General features: G+C 65.8%; 12 protein-coding genes. 8 read left to right on the top strand and 4 right to left on the bottom strand.

The window, feature by feature from the left end:
- The first annotated feature begins 9 nt into the window (after window positions 1–9).
- From thiD to FHS02_RS27000, 6 genes are all read left to right on the top strand, one after another.
- Entirely contained in the window at window positions 10–813 is an 804-nt protein-coding gene (thiD, locus tag FHS02_RS26975) for a bifunctional hydroxymethylpyrimidine kinase/phosphomethylpyrimidine kinase (RefSeq protein ID WP_137316129.1), read from the top strand.
- 12 nt (window positions 814–825) lie between these two features.
- Window positions 826–1440 carry a thiamine phosphate synthase gene (gene thiE / locus FHS02_RS26980; RefSeq protein ID WP_137316130.1) on the top strand — a complete coding sequence of 205 codons (615 nt, stop codon included), beginning with the start codon at window positions 826–828 and terminating at the stop codon, window positions 1438–1440.
- 174 nt (window positions 1441–1614) lie between these two features.
- Window positions 1615–2244: an ANTAR domain-containing response regulator gene (locus tag FHS02_RS26985; RefSeq protein ID WP_137316131.1), complete on the top strand. Its 630-nt coding sequence runs from the start codon at window positions 1615–1617 to the stop codon at window positions 2242–2244.
- 217 nt (window positions 2245–2461) lie between these two features.
- Complete coding sequence (locus FHS02_RS26990) at window positions 2462–2860, top strand: response regulator (RefSeq protein ID WP_221403959.1); 399 nt, start codon at window positions 2462–2464, stop codon at window positions 2858–2860.
- A 108-nt stretch (window positions 2861–2968) separates the two neighbouring features.
- Window positions 2969–4075 (top strand): S-(hydroxymethyl)glutathione dehydrogenase/class III alcohol dehydrogenase, encoded by a 1107-nt coding sequence (locus tag FHS02_RS26995; RefSeq protein WP_131147700.1) that lies wholly within the window; start codon window positions 2969–2971, stop codon window positions 4073–4075.
- A 349-nt stretch (window positions 4076–4424) separates the two neighbouring features.
- Window positions 4425–6749 carry a M56 family metallopeptidase gene (locus FHS02_RS27000; RefSeq protein ID WP_137316133.1) on the top strand — a complete coding sequence of 775 codons (2325 nt, stop codon included), beginning with the start codon at window positions 4425–4427 and terminating at the stop codon, window positions 6747–6749.
- 160 nt (window positions 6750–6909) lie between these two features.
- Here FHS02_RS27000 and FHS02_RS27005 read toward each other — a convergent pair whose 3' ends face one another.
- From FHS02_RS27005 to FHS02_RS27020, 4 genes are all read right to left on the bottom strand, one after another.
- On the bottom strand, window positions 6910–9216 hold the full coding sequence (locus FHS02_RS27005) for a UvrD-helicase domain-containing protein (protein ID WP_137316134.1): 2307 nt from the start codon (window positions 9214–9216) through the stop codon (window positions 6910–6912).
- An 85-nt stretch (window positions 9217–9301) separates the two neighbouring features.
- Window positions 9302–10081: a BPSS1780 family membrane protein gene (locus FHS02_RS27010; RefSeq protein ID WP_137316135.1), complete on the bottom strand. Its 780-nt coding sequence runs from the start codon at window positions 10079–10081 to the stop codon at window positions 9302–9304.
- Window positions 10078–11037, bottom strand: coding sequence for a homoserine kinase (locus tag FHS02_RS27015; protein WP_137316136.1), 960 nt, complete (start codon window positions 11035–11037; stop codon window positions 10078–10080). The genes FHS02_RS27010 and FHS02_RS27015 overlap by 4 nt, the downstream gene beginning before the upstream one ends.
- A gap of 70 nt (window positions 11038–11107) precedes the next feature.
- Entirely contained in the window at window positions 11108–11524 is a 417-nt protein-coding gene (locus FHS02_RS27020) for a hypothetical protein (protein WP_175424910.1), read from the bottom strand.
- A 167-nt stretch (window positions 11525–11691) separates the two neighbouring features.
- On the opposite strand from FHS02_RS27020, the gene polA reads away from it, so the two are divergent.
- On the top strand, window positions 11692–14442 hold the full coding sequence (gene polA, locus FHS02_RS27025) for a DNA polymerase I (protein WP_137316137.1): 2751 nt from the start codon (window positions 11692–11694) through the stop codon (window positions 14440–14442).
- 262 nt (window positions 14443–14704) lie between these two features.
- Window positions 14705–15580 (top strand): dienelactone hydrolase family protein, encoded by an 876-nt coding sequence (locus FHS02_RS27030; RefSeq protein ID WP_137316138.1) that lies wholly within the window; start codon window positions 14705–14707, stop codon window positions 15578–15580.
- The last annotated feature ends 108 nt before the right edge of the window (window positions 15581–15688 follow it).

Here is a 15688-nt window from a genome sequence, read left to right on the forward strand (position 1 = left end):
AGGCCGGCCATGAGCGGGCGCCCGTGCGTGCTGGTGTTTGCCGGTGCCGATCCTTCGGGCGGTGCCGGCATCGCCGCCGACATCGGCGCCATCGCGGCACTCGATGCCCATCCACTGCCGGTGATCACGGCGCTGACGGTGCAGGACAACAACCGCGTGCACGAAGTCATGCCGGTGGAGCACGACCTGGTGATGCGCCAGGCGCTCGCGGTGGCCGCGGCGTTCCGCATCGCCGCCGTCAAGATCGGCATTCCCGGCAGTGCCGAGAATGCGCAGGCGATCGCCCGCGTGATCGCCGGTCTGCGCGACGGGAACCCGGCGCTGCCGGTGGTGCTCGATCCGGTACTCGCCAGCGGCCATGGCGACCGGCTCGGCCGCGGCAATGCGATCGCCGCGCTGGCGCCGCTGCTGCCCTTGACCACCGTGATCACGCCGAACGGTCCCGAGGCGGCGGCGCTGGCGAGGGCGCACCAGCAGCACGTTCCACCGCCGTCGAGCGACGTGGCGGAGCTGGCGCATGCCCAGGTGCTGCGGCAGCTCGGCTGCGAGCACGTGCTCGTGACGGGCGGACATGCCGGCGGCGATACCGTCGTCAACCGCTGGCTGGGCCCGGCGCGCCAGCAGAACTGGCACTGGCCAAGGCTGGAAGGCGGCTTTCATGGCAGCGGCTGCACGCTGGCCGCCGCCGTGGCAGCGCTGCTGGCCCAGGATTGCCCCGTTGCGCAGGCGCTCGCGCGGGCCCAGGCCTACACCCACCGTACGCTGGAGGCCGCGTATGCGATCGCCGCCGGCCAGCGCATACCGTTGCGCTAAAGGAGAAACATCATGCAGGGACTCTATCTCGTCACGCCCGACTGGGACGATACCGCCGCGCTGCTGGCGCGCACCGAGGCGGCGCTGGGCGCCGGCCTGGCACTGCTGCAGTACCGGCACAAGACGGCCACGCCGGAACTGCGGCGCGAGCAGGCCGCCGCGCTGCTGGCGCTGTGCCGCCGCCATGGCGTGCCGTTCATCGTCAACGATTACGTGGAGCTGGCCCGGGAGCTCGATGCCGACGGCGTGCACGTGGGCGGCACCGACATCTCGGTGGCGCAGGCCCGCGACAGCGTCGGTCCCGGCAAGATCGTCGGCGCCTCGTGCTACGGCGACCTGCAGCTTGCCGTCGACGCGGCACGCGCCGGCGCCAGCTACGTGGCATTCGGCGGCTTTTATCCGTCGCGCGTCAAGCGCTACGCGGTAACGACGCCGCCATCGATCGTCGACGACGCACGGGCCGTCGTGCGCGTGCCCTGCGTGGTCATCGGCGGCATGACACCGGAAAATGCCGCGCCGCTGGTGGCCCGCGGCGCGCACATGGTGGCGGCGATCAGCAGCGTGTACGGCGCGCCCGACGTGGCGGCCGCCGTCGGCGCGTTCGGCCAACTGTTCGGGAAGCGCTGACGGTACCCTGGCTGCGCGGAAATTCCCGTGCAAGCCGGAGAGAGGCGTGGCGGGGGCATGCTGCCGGCAGTGTGGTAGCGGCCCATCGGCCGATCCGTGTAACCATGAATCTCCCTTGCCGATGAAATAAAGGCCCGTATAATCGGTTCACGTTCACTTACCCGATTGCCCGACATGCCCGCACCAGCCGCCGCGAAACGCCTGATTTTGATCGTCGACGACGACCAGCTCCTTGCCGAATTCCTCAGCGTCGTGCTGCGCAACGCCGGCTATGAAACAGTGCAGGCACACTCGGCCGATCATGCGTTGCGCCTGGTCGCCGAGCGCGAGCCGGACATGGCGCTGCTGGACATCCACATGCCCGGCATGTCCGGCCTGGAACTGGCCAAGCAGCTGAACCGTGAAACGTCGGTGCCGTTCATGTTCCTGTCCGGCCGTGGCGATGCCGATGCGGGCAAGCAGGCGGCGGCCTATGGCGCGGTCGGCTTCCTCGTCAAGCCGGTCGATGAAAAGCAGCTGATGCCGGCCTTCGAAGCGGGGCTGGCGCGGGCGGACGAGATTCGCCAGCTGCGCCGCACCGAACTGAATCTGAATGCCGCGCTGGCCGCCGGCCGCGAAACCAGCCTGGCCGTGGGGCTGTTGATGTGCAAGTTCCAGACCGACCGCAATACCGCGTTCGAAGTGCTGCGCGACCATGCCCGCTCGAGCCGGCGCAAGGTCAACGAAGTGGCGGACCAGCTGCTTGCCGCCGAGGAAACGTTGAACAGCCTGCATGCGGCTTTCAATGCGCGACTGAGGAAATAATTGTTTCCAAAACGCACTGAAATGCGTTAAGCTCGCTTCTGTGCATCGGCTTGGCCGGTGCCGCTCACTGTTACGGCTGCCCCGCCACCGCAGCCGTCTTTCGATTGTCATCGGCCCAACTCCGCCGACCAGCAGCCCGGATACCAACCGACCCCGCATCAGCGGCGCATGGCTCCAGGTTCCTGCATCATCCCCCGCGGAGAAAAAAGCGATGAACATGACCGAAGCCCTCGAGGCTTGCAAACCAATGGCCCCCGCTCCCCACGTGCTGCACGTGGACGCCGACGATTCCACCGCCCTGATCCTGGCCACGCTGCTGGTGCCGGAAATCCGCGTCAGCCGCGCGGGATCGATGGAACACGCCGCTGCGCGGCTGGACAAGGAAAAATTCGACCTGATCATCGTCGACGCCGACCTGCCGGACGGCGACGGCCAGGTGCTGGTGGATGCCATGCGCGCGCGCGGCTGCCACATGCCCGTGCTGCTGTACTCGGCGCGGCAGCCCAGCCTGCACCACCAGGCCCATGCCTACCTGCCGAAACCGTGGACGTCGCCGCGCCAGCTGTGGCAGGCCGTATGCCGCCTGCTGGAACTCGATCTGGCCGTGCCGCGCTGAGCGCCAGGCATCCTCGATTGCACGGGCGGCGTTCACGTGTCGCCCCCAACCAGTGCCTTGCATCGTTTGCTATGATGGCGGTTTTTCACCATCCAGGAAACGCGAACGATGAAAACCAGGGCAGCAGTGGCATGGAAAGCGGGTGCTCCGCTGACGATCGAAGAAGTCGAGCTGGGCGGACCGAAGGAAGGCGAAGTCCTCGTCGAGATCAAGGCCACCGGCATTTGCCATACCGACTACTACACGCTTTCCGGCGCCGACCCGGAAGGCATTTTCCCGGCCATTCTCGGCCATGAGGGGGCCGGCGTCGTCGTCGACGTCGGGCCCGGCGTGAAAAGCCTGAAGAAGGATGACCACGTCATCCCGCTGTACACGCCGGAATGCCGGCAGTGCAAGTTCTGCCTGTCGCAAAAGACCAACCTGTGCCAGGCGATCCGGTCCACGCAGGGCCGCGGCCTGATGCCGGATGCGACCAGCCGCTTCTCCCTCGACGGCAAGCCCATCTTCCACTACATGGGCACGTCCACCTTCTCGAACTACATCGTGGTACCGGAAATCGCGCTGGCGAAGATCCGTGAAGACGCGCCGTTCGACAAGGTCTGCTACATCGGTTGCGGCGTCACCACGGGCGTGGGCGCCGTGCTGTTCACGGCCAAGGTGGAAGCGGGCGCCAACGTGGTGGTATTCGGCCTGGGCGGTATCGGCCTGAACGTGATCCAGGCCGCGAAAATGGTCGGTGCCGACAAGATCATCGGCGTCGACATCAACCCGGGCCGCGAAGCGATGGCACGCCAGTTCGGCATGACCCACTTCATCAATCCGAACGACGTCGAGAACGTCGTCGACAGCATCATCCAGTTGACCGACGGCGGCGCCGACTACAGCTTCGAGTGCGTGGGCAATACCACGCTGATGCGCCAGGCGCTCGAGTGCTGCCACAAGGGCTGGGGCAAGTCGATCATCATCGGCGTGGCCGCGGCCGGCCAGGAAATCAGTACCCGTCCATTCCAGCTGGTGACCGGCCGCGAGTGGAAAGGTTCCGCGTTCGGCGGCGCGCGCGGCCGCACCGACGTGCCGAAGATCGTCGACTGGTACATGGATGGCAAGCTCAACATCGACGACCTGATCACCCACAAGCTGTCGCTGGACCAGATCAACGAAGGCTTCGACCTGATGAAGAAGGGCGAGTCGATCCGCTCGGTCGTGATGTATTGATGTGTTCGGTGCCTGTTGCCGTATTATCGCAACAGGCACTTCCTCCTGCTTCGGTGGCAATTTCGTCTCCTGCGCTGCCGAGCAACCATCGCCCTGAGCGTTCAACGGGCTTGATGCGTGCAGCACGACTGAAGCATTCCAGCCCGCATATCCAGCAGTCCGTCGCAAATCCCCCGCAACCGCGCGTGCATTGAATATAGTGCAATGACCCCGTCGCATCCCAATGTAGACAAAAAGTTCTAGACAAACTTTTCTACATAAATTAATCTGGTTTCCACTTCACCAGGAGCCGCCCCATGAACAACGACCACCGGTCCGCGATCGCCCACGCCGCCACAGGAGACCCGGCATGACTATTCCGTTCGAGACGCTGGTGCCGGCGATCGGCTGGTCGCTGCTGCATTTCGTCTGGCAGGGCCTGCTGATCGGCTGGGCTGCGGTGCTGGTGCTGCACCTGCTGCGCAATGCGCGGCCGCAGGCCCGTTACGCCGTCGCGTGTGCGGCGCTGCTGCTGTGCGCGGCGCTACCGGTGGGCAGCATCGCCTGGCGCGTGCAGGAAGCGCTGCAGGCAGGCTATTCGGCACCGGTGCCGTTCGATCCGCTGCTGGGAGCTGTCGGGGCAGGCGCGATTCCCACGGCACACGTGCCGGTGCTCGTCGATGCCGACCAGATGACGTCCTTCGAGTACCTGCTGCGGGCGCAGATGCCGTGGCTGGTGCTGCTGTGGGCCGGCGGCGCCGCACTGATGACGCTGCGGCTGTCGCTGGGCCTGCAGTGGGTACGCCAGCGTACGCTGGCCGGACATTACCGTCCCGATCCCGAGTGGCAGCAGCGCCTTGACCGCCTCGCGCTGCGCATCGGCATTGCCCGCCCGATCCGGCTGGGCATCTCCGGCGAAGACCTGGAAGGGCCGATGACGGCCGGCTGCTGGCGCCCGATCGTGCTGCTGCCGGCGTCGCTCGTCACCGGCATGCCGCCACACCTGCTGGAAGCCCTGCTGGCGCACGAACTCGCCCATATCCGGCGCCACGATTACCTGGTGAACCTAGTGCAGAGCGCGATCGAGATCCTGCTGTTCTACCACCCGAGCGTGTGGATGCTGAGCAATCGCATCCGCATCGAGCGGGAACAGGTCGCCGACGACCTGGCAGCCGGTGCGCTGGGCGAACCGCGGCGCCTGGCCCTGGCATTGTCCGAGCTGGACAAGTTCCAGTTCTCAACCTCGCATTTCGCCCCTGCGGCCCACGGAGGAGACCTCATGTCCCGTATCAAACGCCTGGTGCGCCCCGACGCGCAACCGCTCAGCTGGAAAATCGCCGCGCCCCTGCTGGGCCTGTGCACGGCCTGCGTGATGCTGTATGCCCATGCGCAGCCGGAACCGTCCGCCACGGCGCCACGGGCGGGCAACTACACCGGCGGCACTGGTGCCGAGCCGCGTAAAGCAGCCGAGGCCGCGAAGGCGGCGACCGCTGCCGCTGCGGTGCAGGCCGCCGCCGCCGAGCAAGCCTCGAAGGCTGCCGATGCCGCGGCGGCCGCCGGTGCCGAGGCGGCCAGCGCGGCGGCGGAAGCCTCCCGGGCAGCCGCACTGCACGATGCGGATGCCGGCTGGTCCGCGCCTGTTCCGCCCGCGCGTCCGGCACCACCCGCTGCGCCCGATGCACCGGACGCGCCGCCCGCTCCACCGATGGCAAGGATGGCCGTCCCGCCCGCTCCACCGATGGCAAGGATGGCCGTCCCGCCCGCGCCGCCAGCGCCACCGATGGCGAAGATGGCCGCCCCCGCCGCGCCTGCCGTGCCCATGCTGGCCGCGCCGGCACCCGCTCCGGCCGCGCACCCGGCACCGCCTGCGCCGCCGGCCCCACCGGCACCACCGGCGCCACCGGCACCGTCGATCGGGATGCATGATGGCGTGCACATCGTTCATCCGGGCCACTCGCTTGAATCCTATGCGGTCGTGCGCGGCGGTAACGCGCCGATGCGGGTCTCCGCGCTCGACACGCGCGACATCCAGGATCTGCAGTGCGTGAAAGAAGGCTTCAAGGGCGACTTCATCTGGTTCAAGAAAGACGGCAAGTCATATGTCGTCAAGGACCCGGCGCTCGTCGCCAGGGTGCGCGCGGCCTGGGCGCCTTCCGAGAAACTGGGAGCCGACATGGAAAAGCAGGGCGCCGCGATGGAGCAGCAGGGCAGGCAACTGGAAGCGGTTGGCGAAGAGATCGGCGCCCGGATGGCGGCGGTGTTCGAGACCGACATGCAACGCAGCGTCGAGCGCCAGATGGCCGTGGTGGGGCGCGCGCAGGAGCGCCTGGGCAATCGCATGGGGGAGCTGGGCGAGCGCATGGCCACGGCCGACAGCGAGGCCCGGCGCGAAGCGCTGTCGCGCCAGATGGCGGCACTGCAGAAGCAGATGGAACCGCTGCAGGAGCGGATGAGCCGCCTGTCCGGACAGATGGCGCGCGACCATGCCAAGGTCGATGCCAGCCGCGAACCGATGAAGTCCCTGCATGCCCGGATGGCCGAGCTGACGAAGCCGATGGAGGAATTCGGCCGCAGGATGGGCCAGCTCGGCCGCGAACAGGGCCGGCTCAGCCGGGAGGCCGACAAGTCCACCCGCGCGCTGATCGACGAAGCGCTGCGCAAGGGGCAGGCCACCGAGGTGGGCGCGCAAGGCTGACGCCGCCCTGAAAGCATAAAAACCGGTGGCGAAGCGGGATCGAAAACCGGTGACAGGTTCCGGGTTTTTGGAAATATTTCCCAGAAACTGGACGGTCCGCCGCAGCGGCCTGTCACCGGTTTTCGAGAAACATTTCCCGGCGCCGGCTTTCTTGCAGGTTTTACCTGCCCAGCCGCTCCAGCTTCGCCACCGACAGGTCCAGCACCTTCATGCCCGCGCTGCCGAAGTTGATCTGCGCCCGGCAGTTGGCGCCGCTGCCTTCGATGTTGACGATTACGCCTTCGCCGAACTTGGCGTGCGATACCGATTCGCCGATGCGCCAGGCCGAGCCGGAGGCCGACTTCTGGGCGATGCGCTGGGCGATCGCATTGTCGCTTCCCCCATTGATCTGTACGTCATCCCACTGGGCCTTCTTGTTGGCGAACCAGTGCGTCTGCACGCGCGGCGACAGCCACTTCAGCGATTCTTCCGGCAGTTCGTCGAAGAAGCGCGATTTCATGTTGTAGCGCGTCTGGCCGTGCAGCATGCGGGTCTGGCAGAAGCACATGTACAGGCGCTTCCTGGCCCGCGTGATCGCCACGTACATCAGCCGCCGCTCTTCCTCGACGCCGCCTTCTTCCTTCGAGCTGCTTTCGTGCGGGAACAGGCCTTCTTCCAGCCCGGTGATGAACACGTTGTCGAATTCCAGGCCCTTGGCCGAGTGCACCGTCATCAGCTGCATCGCATCCTGGCCGGCCTGCGCCTGGTTGTCGCCCGCTTCCAGCGACGCATGCGCGAGGAAGGCCGACAGCGGCGACATCACGGTGGCCAGCGGCGCATCGGCATCCATGATTTCCACGCCATCGGCATTGATGATCGCCGCACCCGCCTGCGCATCGGCCGGCGGGCCGAGGTGCGCCGGCGCGCCCTGGCCGTAGCCTTCCTCGCCGACGAACTGGGTGGCCGCGCTGACCATCTGTTCCAGGTTTTCCACCCGGTCGGCGCCTTCCTTCTCGTTGGCGTAGTGCTGCAGCAGGCCGGACGATTCCAGCGTGATGCGCACCAGTTCCGGCAGCGCCATCTGCTGCGTTTCGAAGCGCACGCCTTCGATCAGCTTGACGAAGGCGCCAAGCGACGCACCGGCCTTGCCGACCATGTACGGCACCGCCGCATACATCGAGATGCCATAGGTCTCGGCGGCGTTCTGCAACTGTTCCAGCGTGCGCGCGCCGATGCCGCGCGCCGGGAAATTCACCACGCGCAGGAAAGCCGAATCGTTGTGCGGATTGTCCATCAGCTGCAGGTACGCGATCGCGTGCTTCACCTCGGCGCGCTGGAAGTAGCGCAGGCCGCCGTACACGGTGTACGGAATGCCGGCCGAGAACAGCGCATGCTCGATCACCCGCGATTGCGCGTTCGAGCGGTACAGCACGGCGATCTCGCTGCGCCGCGTGCCTTCGCCGATCAGGTTCTTCGCTTCGTCGACCAGCCATTGCGCTTCCTGCAGGTCGGACGTGGCCTCGTACACGCGCACCGGTTCGCCATGGCCCGCGTCCGTGCGCAGGTTCTTGCCCAGGCGGCGGCTGTTGTTCGCGATCAGCACGTTGGCCGCATCGAGGATGTGGCCGTGCGAGCGGTAGTTCTGTTCCAGCTTGATCAGGTTCTTCACGCTGAACTCGGACTCGAACGCCACCATGTTGCCCACGTTGGCGCCGCGGAACGCATAAATGCTCTGGTCGTCGTCGCCGACGGCGAACAGTGCGCCGCCATGCCCGGTGCCGTGGCCGGCGATCAGCTTCAGCCACGCATATTGCAGGTTGTTGGTGTCCTGGAACTCGTCGACGAGGATGTGTCGGAAGCGCTGCTGGTAATGCTCGCGCAGCGGCTGGTTGCGCGACAACAGTTCATACGTGCGCAGCAGCAGTTCGGCGAAATCGACCACGCCTTCGCGCTGGCACTGGTCGTCGTACAGCCCGTACAGCTCCACCAGCTTGCGCTCGTTGGCGTCGTAGGCCTCGACCTGGCTGGCACGCAAGCCCTGGTCCTTGTTGTTATTGATGAAATACATCACCGATTTCGGCGGGAACTTTTCATCGTCCACGTTGTTCGCCTTCAGCAGGCGCTTGATCATCGACAGCTGGTCCTGCGTGTCGAGGATCTGGAACGACTGGGGCAGGGCGGCATCGCGGTAGTGGGTGCGCAGCAGCCGGTTGCACAGGCCGTGGAAGGTACCGACCCACATGCCGCGTGTATTAATCGGCATCATTCCCGACAGGCGCGCCAGCATTTCCTTGGCCGCCTTGTTGGTGAACGTGACGGCCAGGATGCCGCCCGGCGACACCTGCCCGGTCTGGATCAGCCAGGCGATGCGCGTAGTCAGCACGCGCGTCTTGCCCGAGCCCGCGCCCGCCAGGATCAGGGCGTTTTGCGGGGGCAGGGTGACGGCGGCGAGTTGTTCGGGATTGAGATTGTGGAGGAGATTCTGCATCCCGCCATTATATCGTTCGACGCGCTTGCGCACCCCGTCCGTTCACGGCGGCGCGCCCGCAACGGCGCGCCTTTCGCCAGGATTCTCAGGGTTTGTCGAGTGAAACGGTGTCGGCCGGCGGCGCCGCGAAAATGTGCGCGTAGGCCACGTACAGCGCGCAATGCGCCACGCCGTACAGCACTTCGGAAAGCATCCGCATCAGCGCGAAGCCCATCGTGCCGAAGCCGAACACGGCGCGCACCAGCAGCAGCACGAGCACCGTGATCGCAAACAGGCTGACGGCGAACATGAAGAAGGCGCCGGCCGCCCGCTTGATCGCGAAGAAGCTGTAGAACAGCGCCTTGCCGGCACCCATGCCGTTCCAGTGGACCAGCGGTGCGGCAAAGCTGATCACCAGCAGCGCCGGGATGTACAGCACGGCGGTGGCCAGCATCGTCGGCACCAGGCCGGACTCCAGTACCAGCTGCCGGTTTGTCTGCAATTCGGCCAGCGTGGCGTCGCGCAGCGCATCGGTATTGGCAAACAGCATCACGCCGATGGCGCCGGCGGCCAGGAACACCAGCAAGTGGATCACGCCGAGCATGCACAGCTTGCGCAGCGCCGGGCCGCGGAAACCGGCGACAAGCAGGCCGGGCGTGACCGGCTTGCCGGCGCCGATCTCGCGCGCCGCCGCCATGAAGCCGATCGCGAACACGGGCATCAGCACGCTGTGCGCGACCTGCCCGAGCAGCGGCACCACGAGCAGCAGCGTGGTCAGCAGCATGTAACCGAAGAACAGCGTCGACAGTCCGGCCGGCTGCTTTTTCAGCATGCCGAAGCCCTGTTTGACCCATTCCCATCCTGATCTTGCTGGTGTCTGATTCATCGGTACAGGCTTGGTGCGGGGGTGGCGATGCGCTCACGGAGGATGCGCTCGAAGTGGGTGGGATCGTGCGGCGTCAGCATTTCGGCCTCGCGCGGCTGGTGCAGGTCGTACAGGCGCGACAGCCAGAAACGCAGCGCGCCGGCACGCAGCATCGGCTGCCAGGCTTCCTGCTCGTCGGCCGTGAACGGCCGTACCGCGTGGTAGGCATCGAGGAAGGCGCGCACGCGCGCTTCGTCCAGCACGCCGGTGTCCAGGTCCACGCACCAGTCGTTGATGGTCACGGCCACGTCGAACAGCCAGGTGTCGCAGCCGGCAAAGTAAAAGTCGAAGAAGCCGGTCAGGCGTTCGCCGTCGAACATCACGTTGTTGCGGAACAGGTCGGCGTGCACCGGACCCTGCTGCAGGCGCGAGTAGAGGCCGCTGGCATGGAACGCCTGCTGGAAATCCATCTCGGCGCGCAGCAGCGCCGCTTCCGGCCCGGCCATGTGCGGCAGCACGGCCGGGGCGGCACCATGCCACCAGGCCAGGCCGCGCAGGTTCGGCTGGTGCAGCGGAAAGTCGCGGCCGGCCAGGTGCATCTTCGCCAGCATCGCGCCCACTTCCGCGCAGTGCACGGGCCGGGGTGCCAGTTCGGAGCTGCCGACCAGCTTCGACACGATCGCCGCCGGCTTGCCGTGCAGCGGCACGCACAGCTCGCCCTTGTCGTTCGCTACCGGCGCCGGCACCAGCACGCCGCGCGCCGCCAGGTGCTCCATCAGCCGCAGGTAGAACGGCAACTGCTCGAAGCTCAGGTTTTCAAAGATGGTGAGGACGTATTCGCCGCGTTCCGTCGTCAGGAAGAAATTGCTGTTTTCGATGCCGGATGCGATGCCTTTGAGGGCCACCGCACGGTCGAGGGGGAATTGCGCGATCCAGGGCTGGACATCGTCCAGGCTGACCGAGGTAAAGACTGCCATGAGAATCTATCAGGTTCGAGGATGGATGAGCTGCGCCGGGCACGCCTTCCGCCCGGGCGGGAACGCGGCTTCACTCCGTTACGGGTGGCATCGGAGGAGGCGGCGGCACTTCTGCCGCGTTGTCCGCCGCGGCGGCTGCCGCGGCATCGGCACTGCGCTGTTTTTGCTTTTTGGCGATATCGAATTCCATCACGGTCCACTGCGGGCCGCGCACCTGCGGGCCGCCGGCATCGCCCGGCAACTGCGTGCTGTTCGGATTGGCCGGCTTCACCGTGTAGGTGCTGCCGCCGGCCTGCACCGTTTCTTCCGCGATACGGCCGCCTTCGCGCCGCACGGTGGTGCTGGTCCCGCGCTCCGCTCTCGGCGTGACCGTGATCGGCGTGTCGGTGTCCGGCACCGGTTCCAGCTTCGGCGGCGTGCCGCTCTGGGCACTGGCGGTGCCTGCGGCCAGGGCCAGCAGGATGGCGGGAACGATCGAGGGGCGCATGATAGGAGCCTTTTCGGAAAAACCGTGATATTGGTGTACGGATCATTGTAACAAACTGACACCCGTTTCCGCTGCGAACGCCGATTTTCGCGGCGGCGCCGCACGATTCGCCGCCCCGTGTTCTCTGCGATAATGCCGGATTCGCATCAGACTACTCACTTGCAAACATGCAAAAGACCTTGCTGCTGGTCGACGGTTCCAGCTATCTCTACCGTGCCTTCCACGCATTGCCCGACCTGCGCAGCCCGGACGGCCACCCGACCGGCGCCATGCACGGCATGGTCAATATGCTGCGCCGCCTGCGTGCCGATTACCCGGCCGCCTACATCGCCTGCGTGTTCGATGCCAAGGGCAAGACCTTCCGCGACGACCTGTATCCGGAATACAAGGCGACGCGCGCCTCGATGCCATCCGACCTGTCGCTGCAGATCGAGCCGATCCATGAAGCGGTGAAGGCGATGGGCTGGCCGATCCTGATGGTCGAAGGGGTCGAGGCCGACGACGTGATCGGCACGCTGGCTGTCACGGCCGAGAAGAGCGGCATGGACGTGATCATCTCCACCGGCGACAAGGATCTGGCGCAGCTGGTCACGCCGCACGTCACGCTGATCAATACGATGAGCAACGAAAAGCTCGATGAAGCGGGCGTGCTGGCGAAATTCGGCGTGCCGCCGAACCGCATCATCGATTACCTGACGCTGATCGGCGATACCGTCGACAACGTGCCGGGCGTGGCCAAATGCGGGCCGAAAACGGCCTGCAAGTGGCTGGCGCAGTACGACAGCCTGGAAGGCGTGATCGCCAATGCCGACAAGATCGGCGGCGCGGTCGGCGCCAACCTGAAGGCGGCGCTGCCGTGGCTGCCGAAAGGCCGCGAGCTGATCACCGTGAAAACGGATTGCGACCTGGCGCAGCACATGATGTCGATCTCGGAAACGCTGGTGGCGCGCGAGGAAGACCATGAATCGCTGCTGGCGTTCTTCAACAAATACGGTTTCAAGACGCTGCTGCGCGAGCTGAAGGCGCTGACGCCATCGGCGCAGGTGCCCGGCCAGACCGGCCCGGCCGCGCCGGAAGGCCCGACCGGCGACATGTTCGCCCAGCCGCCCGCCAACGTTCGCTACGATACCGTGGTGACCGCGGCCCAGCTCGACGAATGGATCGCCCGCATCGAGGGCGCCGAGCTGGTGGCGCTCGACACGGAAACCACGTCGCTCGAACCGATGAATGCGCAGCTGGTCGGCATCTCGCTGGCCACCGAGCCGGGCCTGGCGTGCTACATCCCGGTGGCGCACCGCTATGCGGGCGTGCCCGAGCAGCTGTCGCGCGACGAGGTACTGGCCAGGCTGAAGCCATGGCTGGAAGATGCCGCGAAGCCGAAGCTGGGCCAGAACCTGAAGTACGACGCGCACATCTTCGCCAACCACGGCGTGACGCTGCGCGGCATCGTGCACGACACGCTGCTGCAGTCGTACGTGTTCGAATCGCACCGCACGCACGACATGGACAGCCTGGCGATGCGCCACCTGAACCACAAGACCATCGCCTATGAAGAGGTGTGCGGCAAGGGCGCAAGCCAGATCTGCTTCGACCAGGTGGAACTGCAGCGAGCCACCGACTATGCGGCGGAAGATGCCGACATCACGCTGCGCCTGCACCTGGCGATGCACGGCCACGTGACGGGCGACGAAGGCCTGACGGCCGTGTACAGCAAGATCGAGCTGCCGACCGCCGTGGTGCTGCAGAAGATCGAGCGCAACGGCGTGCTGATCGACGCCGGCCTGCTGGCCACGCAGTCGAACGAGCTGGGCGCGCGCATCGTCGAACTGGAACAGAAGGCGTATGAACTGGCCGAAGGGCCGTTCAACCTGGGTTCGCCAAAGCAGATCGGCGAGATCTTCTTCAACAAGCTGAAACTGCCGGTCGTCAAGAAGACGCCGAGCGGCGCGCCCTCCACCGACGAGGAAGTGCTGCAGAAACTGGCCGAGGATTACCCGCTGCCGAAAGTGCTGCTGGAATACCGCGGCATGGCCAAGCTGAAGTCCACGTACACCGACAAGCTGCCGAAGATGATCAACCCGCAGACGGGCCGCGTGCACACCAACTATGCGCAGGCCGTGGCGGTGACGGGGCGCCTGGCGTCGAACGATCCGAACCTGCAGAACATCCCGATCCGCACGGCCGAAGGGCGCCGCATCCGCGAAGCGTTCATCGCGCCGGAAGGCAGCCATCTTGTCTCGGCCGACTATTCGCAGATCGAGCTGCGCATCATGGCGCACATCTCCGAGGACGAAGCCATGCTGCGCGCTTTCGCCGAAGGGGTCGACATCCACCGCGCCACCGCCGCCGAGATCTTCGGCGTGCCGCCGGACGAAGTGAACAGCGAGCAGCGCCGCTATGCCAAGGTGATCAACTTCGGCCTGATCTACGGCATGAGCGCGTTCGGCCTGGCCGCCAACCTGGGCATCGACCGCACCGCCGCGCAGAACTACATCGACCGCTACTTCCAGCGCTTCCATGGCGTGAAGCGCTACATGGACGAAACGCGCCTGGAAGCCAAGGCGAACGGCTATGTGAAGACGGTCTTCGGCCGCCGGCTGTGGCTACCCGAGATCAATTCCCCGAACGGCCCGCGCCGGCAGGCCGCCGAACGGGCCGCGATCAACGCGCCGATGCAGGGCACCGCGGCCGACCTGATCAAGCTGGCGATGATCGCCGTGCAGGACTGGATCGAGAAGGAAAACCTGAAGTCGCGCATGATCATGCAGGTCCACGACGAACTGGTGCTGGAGGTGCCGGACGACGAACTGGCCCTGGTACGCGACACGCTGCCGAAGCTGATGGCCGGCGTGGCCGAGCTGAAGGTGCCGCTGGTTGCCGAAGTCGGGGTCGGGAAGAACTGGGAGGAAGCTCACTGAAAACGCATGCGTTTTCAGGCGCTTCCGCGCACCCGGCCCTTCGCGCCACCACGTTCGCTGAAAACCGGTGTCAGACACCTTTTCCGTTCCGGAAAAGTGTCTGACACCAGATGCTGGTTGAAGTCTCGAATAGCACCCGCGTACCGGTGTCGGACACTATTTTTCGCCAGAAAAATGGTGTCGGACACCGGTTTTCATTAATAATTGGCTTTTCACTACCACTGTGTTTCAATTTCCTGATAACACACTTCCCGGAGAATCCATGAAAGATCTGCACAACGATGCCGCCAGCCTGATCGGCGAAGCGGAAGGCATCAGCCGCCGCGACCTGCTGAAGGCGGCCCTTGGTACCGGGTTCGCCGCCGCGGTGCTGCCCGTCAGCGCCGAGACCGTGGTGAAGACCGATACCGACGGCCTCACGGCCGGCACCGTGAACGTGACGGTCGACGGCTACCCGGTGCCCGTATACCGCGCCCAGCCCGCGGGCAAGACGGGCTTGCCGGTGATCCTCGTGATCTCGGAAATCTTCGGCGTGCACGAACACATCGCCGACGTGGCGCGCCGCTTCGCCAGGCAGGGTTACCTGGCGCTGGCGCCGAACCTGTTCGCGCGCCAGGGCGACCCGCAGAAGGAAGCGTCGATCGCCGACCTGCAAAAGAACATCATCAGCAAGACGCCGGACATCCAGGTCTTCAAGGACCTCGACGCGATCGTCGCCTGGGCCGGCCAGAACGGCGGCGCGGTGGACAAGCTGGGCATCACCGGCTTCTGCTGGGGCGGCCGAATCACGTGGCTGTATGCCGTGCACAACCCGGCCGTCAAGGCCGGCGTGGCCTGGTACGGGAGGTTACTAGGGGAAGCCACTGCCAATACGCCTCGCCATCCTGTCGACGTGGCTGCCACGCTGAAAACGCCCGTGCTGGGCCTGTACGGCGCCAAGGACACCGGTATTCCCCTCGATTCCGTGGAAAAGATGAAGGCCGAGCTGGCGAAAGGGAAGTCCGGTTCCACCTTCGTCATCTATGAAAATGCCGGCCACGCTTTCCATGCCGACTACCGCCCCAGCTATGTGGAAGCGGACGCGAAGGATGGCTGGAAGCGCGCGCTGGACTGGTTCAAGCAGCACGGCGTGGCCTGATCCGTTCCCCTGTTAGCCCTGGTTTTCGCCTTATTTTCGGCTTATTGATACTGTATTTTCAGCAGAAGCGCGAGCTGGACGGTAAAATGTCCGGTTTGCGCGCTGCCC

The organism is Pseudoduganella umbonata (assembly GCF_014192225.1).
GTDB classification, from domain to species: Bacteria; Pseudomonadota; Gammaproteobacteria; order Burkholderiales; family Burkholderiaceae_D; genus Rugamonas; species Rugamonas umbonata.

Excerpts from the sequence above, each read along its gene's own strand:
- FHS02_RS27020 (WP_175424910.1), bottom strand. The coding sequence starts at position 11,524 with ATGCGCCCCTCGATCGTTCCCGCCATCCTGCTGGCCCTGGCCGCAGGC.
- FHS02_RS27000 (WP_137316133.1), top strand. The coding sequence starts at position 4,425 with ATGACTATTCCGTTCGAGACGCTGGTGCCGGCGATCGGCTGGTCGCTG.
- FHS02_RS27010 (WP_137316135.1), bottom strand. The coding sequence starts at position 10,081 with ATGAATCAGACACCAGCAAGATCAGGATGGGAATGGGTCAAACAGGGC.
- polA (WP_137316137.1), top strand. The coding sequence starts at position 11,692 with ATGCAAAAGACCTTGCTGCTGGTCGACGGTTCCAGCTATCTCTACCGT.
- thiE (WP_137316130.1), top strand. The coding sequence starts at position 826 with ATGCAGGGACTCTATCTCGTCACGCCCGACTGGGACGATACCGCCGCG.
- FHS02_RS27015 (WP_137316136.1), bottom strand. The coding sequence starts at position 11,037 with ATGGCAGTCTTTACCTCGGTCAGCCTGGACGATGTCCAGCCCTGGATC.
- FHS02_RS26990 (WP_221403959.1), top strand. The coding sequence starts at position 2,462 with ATGACCGAAGCCCTCGAGGCTTGCAAACCAATGGCCCCCGCTCCCCAC.
- thiD (WP_137316129.1), top strand. The coding sequence starts at position 10 with ATGAGCGGGCGCCCGTGCGTGCTGGTGTTTGCCGGTGCCGATCCTTCG.
- FHS02_RS27030 (WP_137316138.1), top strand. The coding sequence starts at position 14,705 with ATGAAAGATCTGCACAACGATGCCGCCAGCCTGATCGGCGAAGCGGAA.
- FHS02_RS26985 (WP_137316131.1), top strand. The coding sequence starts at position 1,615 with ATGCCCGCACCAGCCGCCGCGAAACGCCTGATTTTGATCGTCGACGAC.
- FHS02_RS27005 (WP_137316134.1), bottom strand. The coding sequence starts at position 9,216 with ATGCAGAATCTCCTCCACAATCTCAATCCCGAACAACTCGCCGCCGTC.
- FHS02_RS26995 (WP_131147700.1), top strand. The coding sequence starts at position 2,969 with ATGAAAACCAGGGCAGCAGTGGCATGGAAAGCGGGTGCTCCGCTGACG.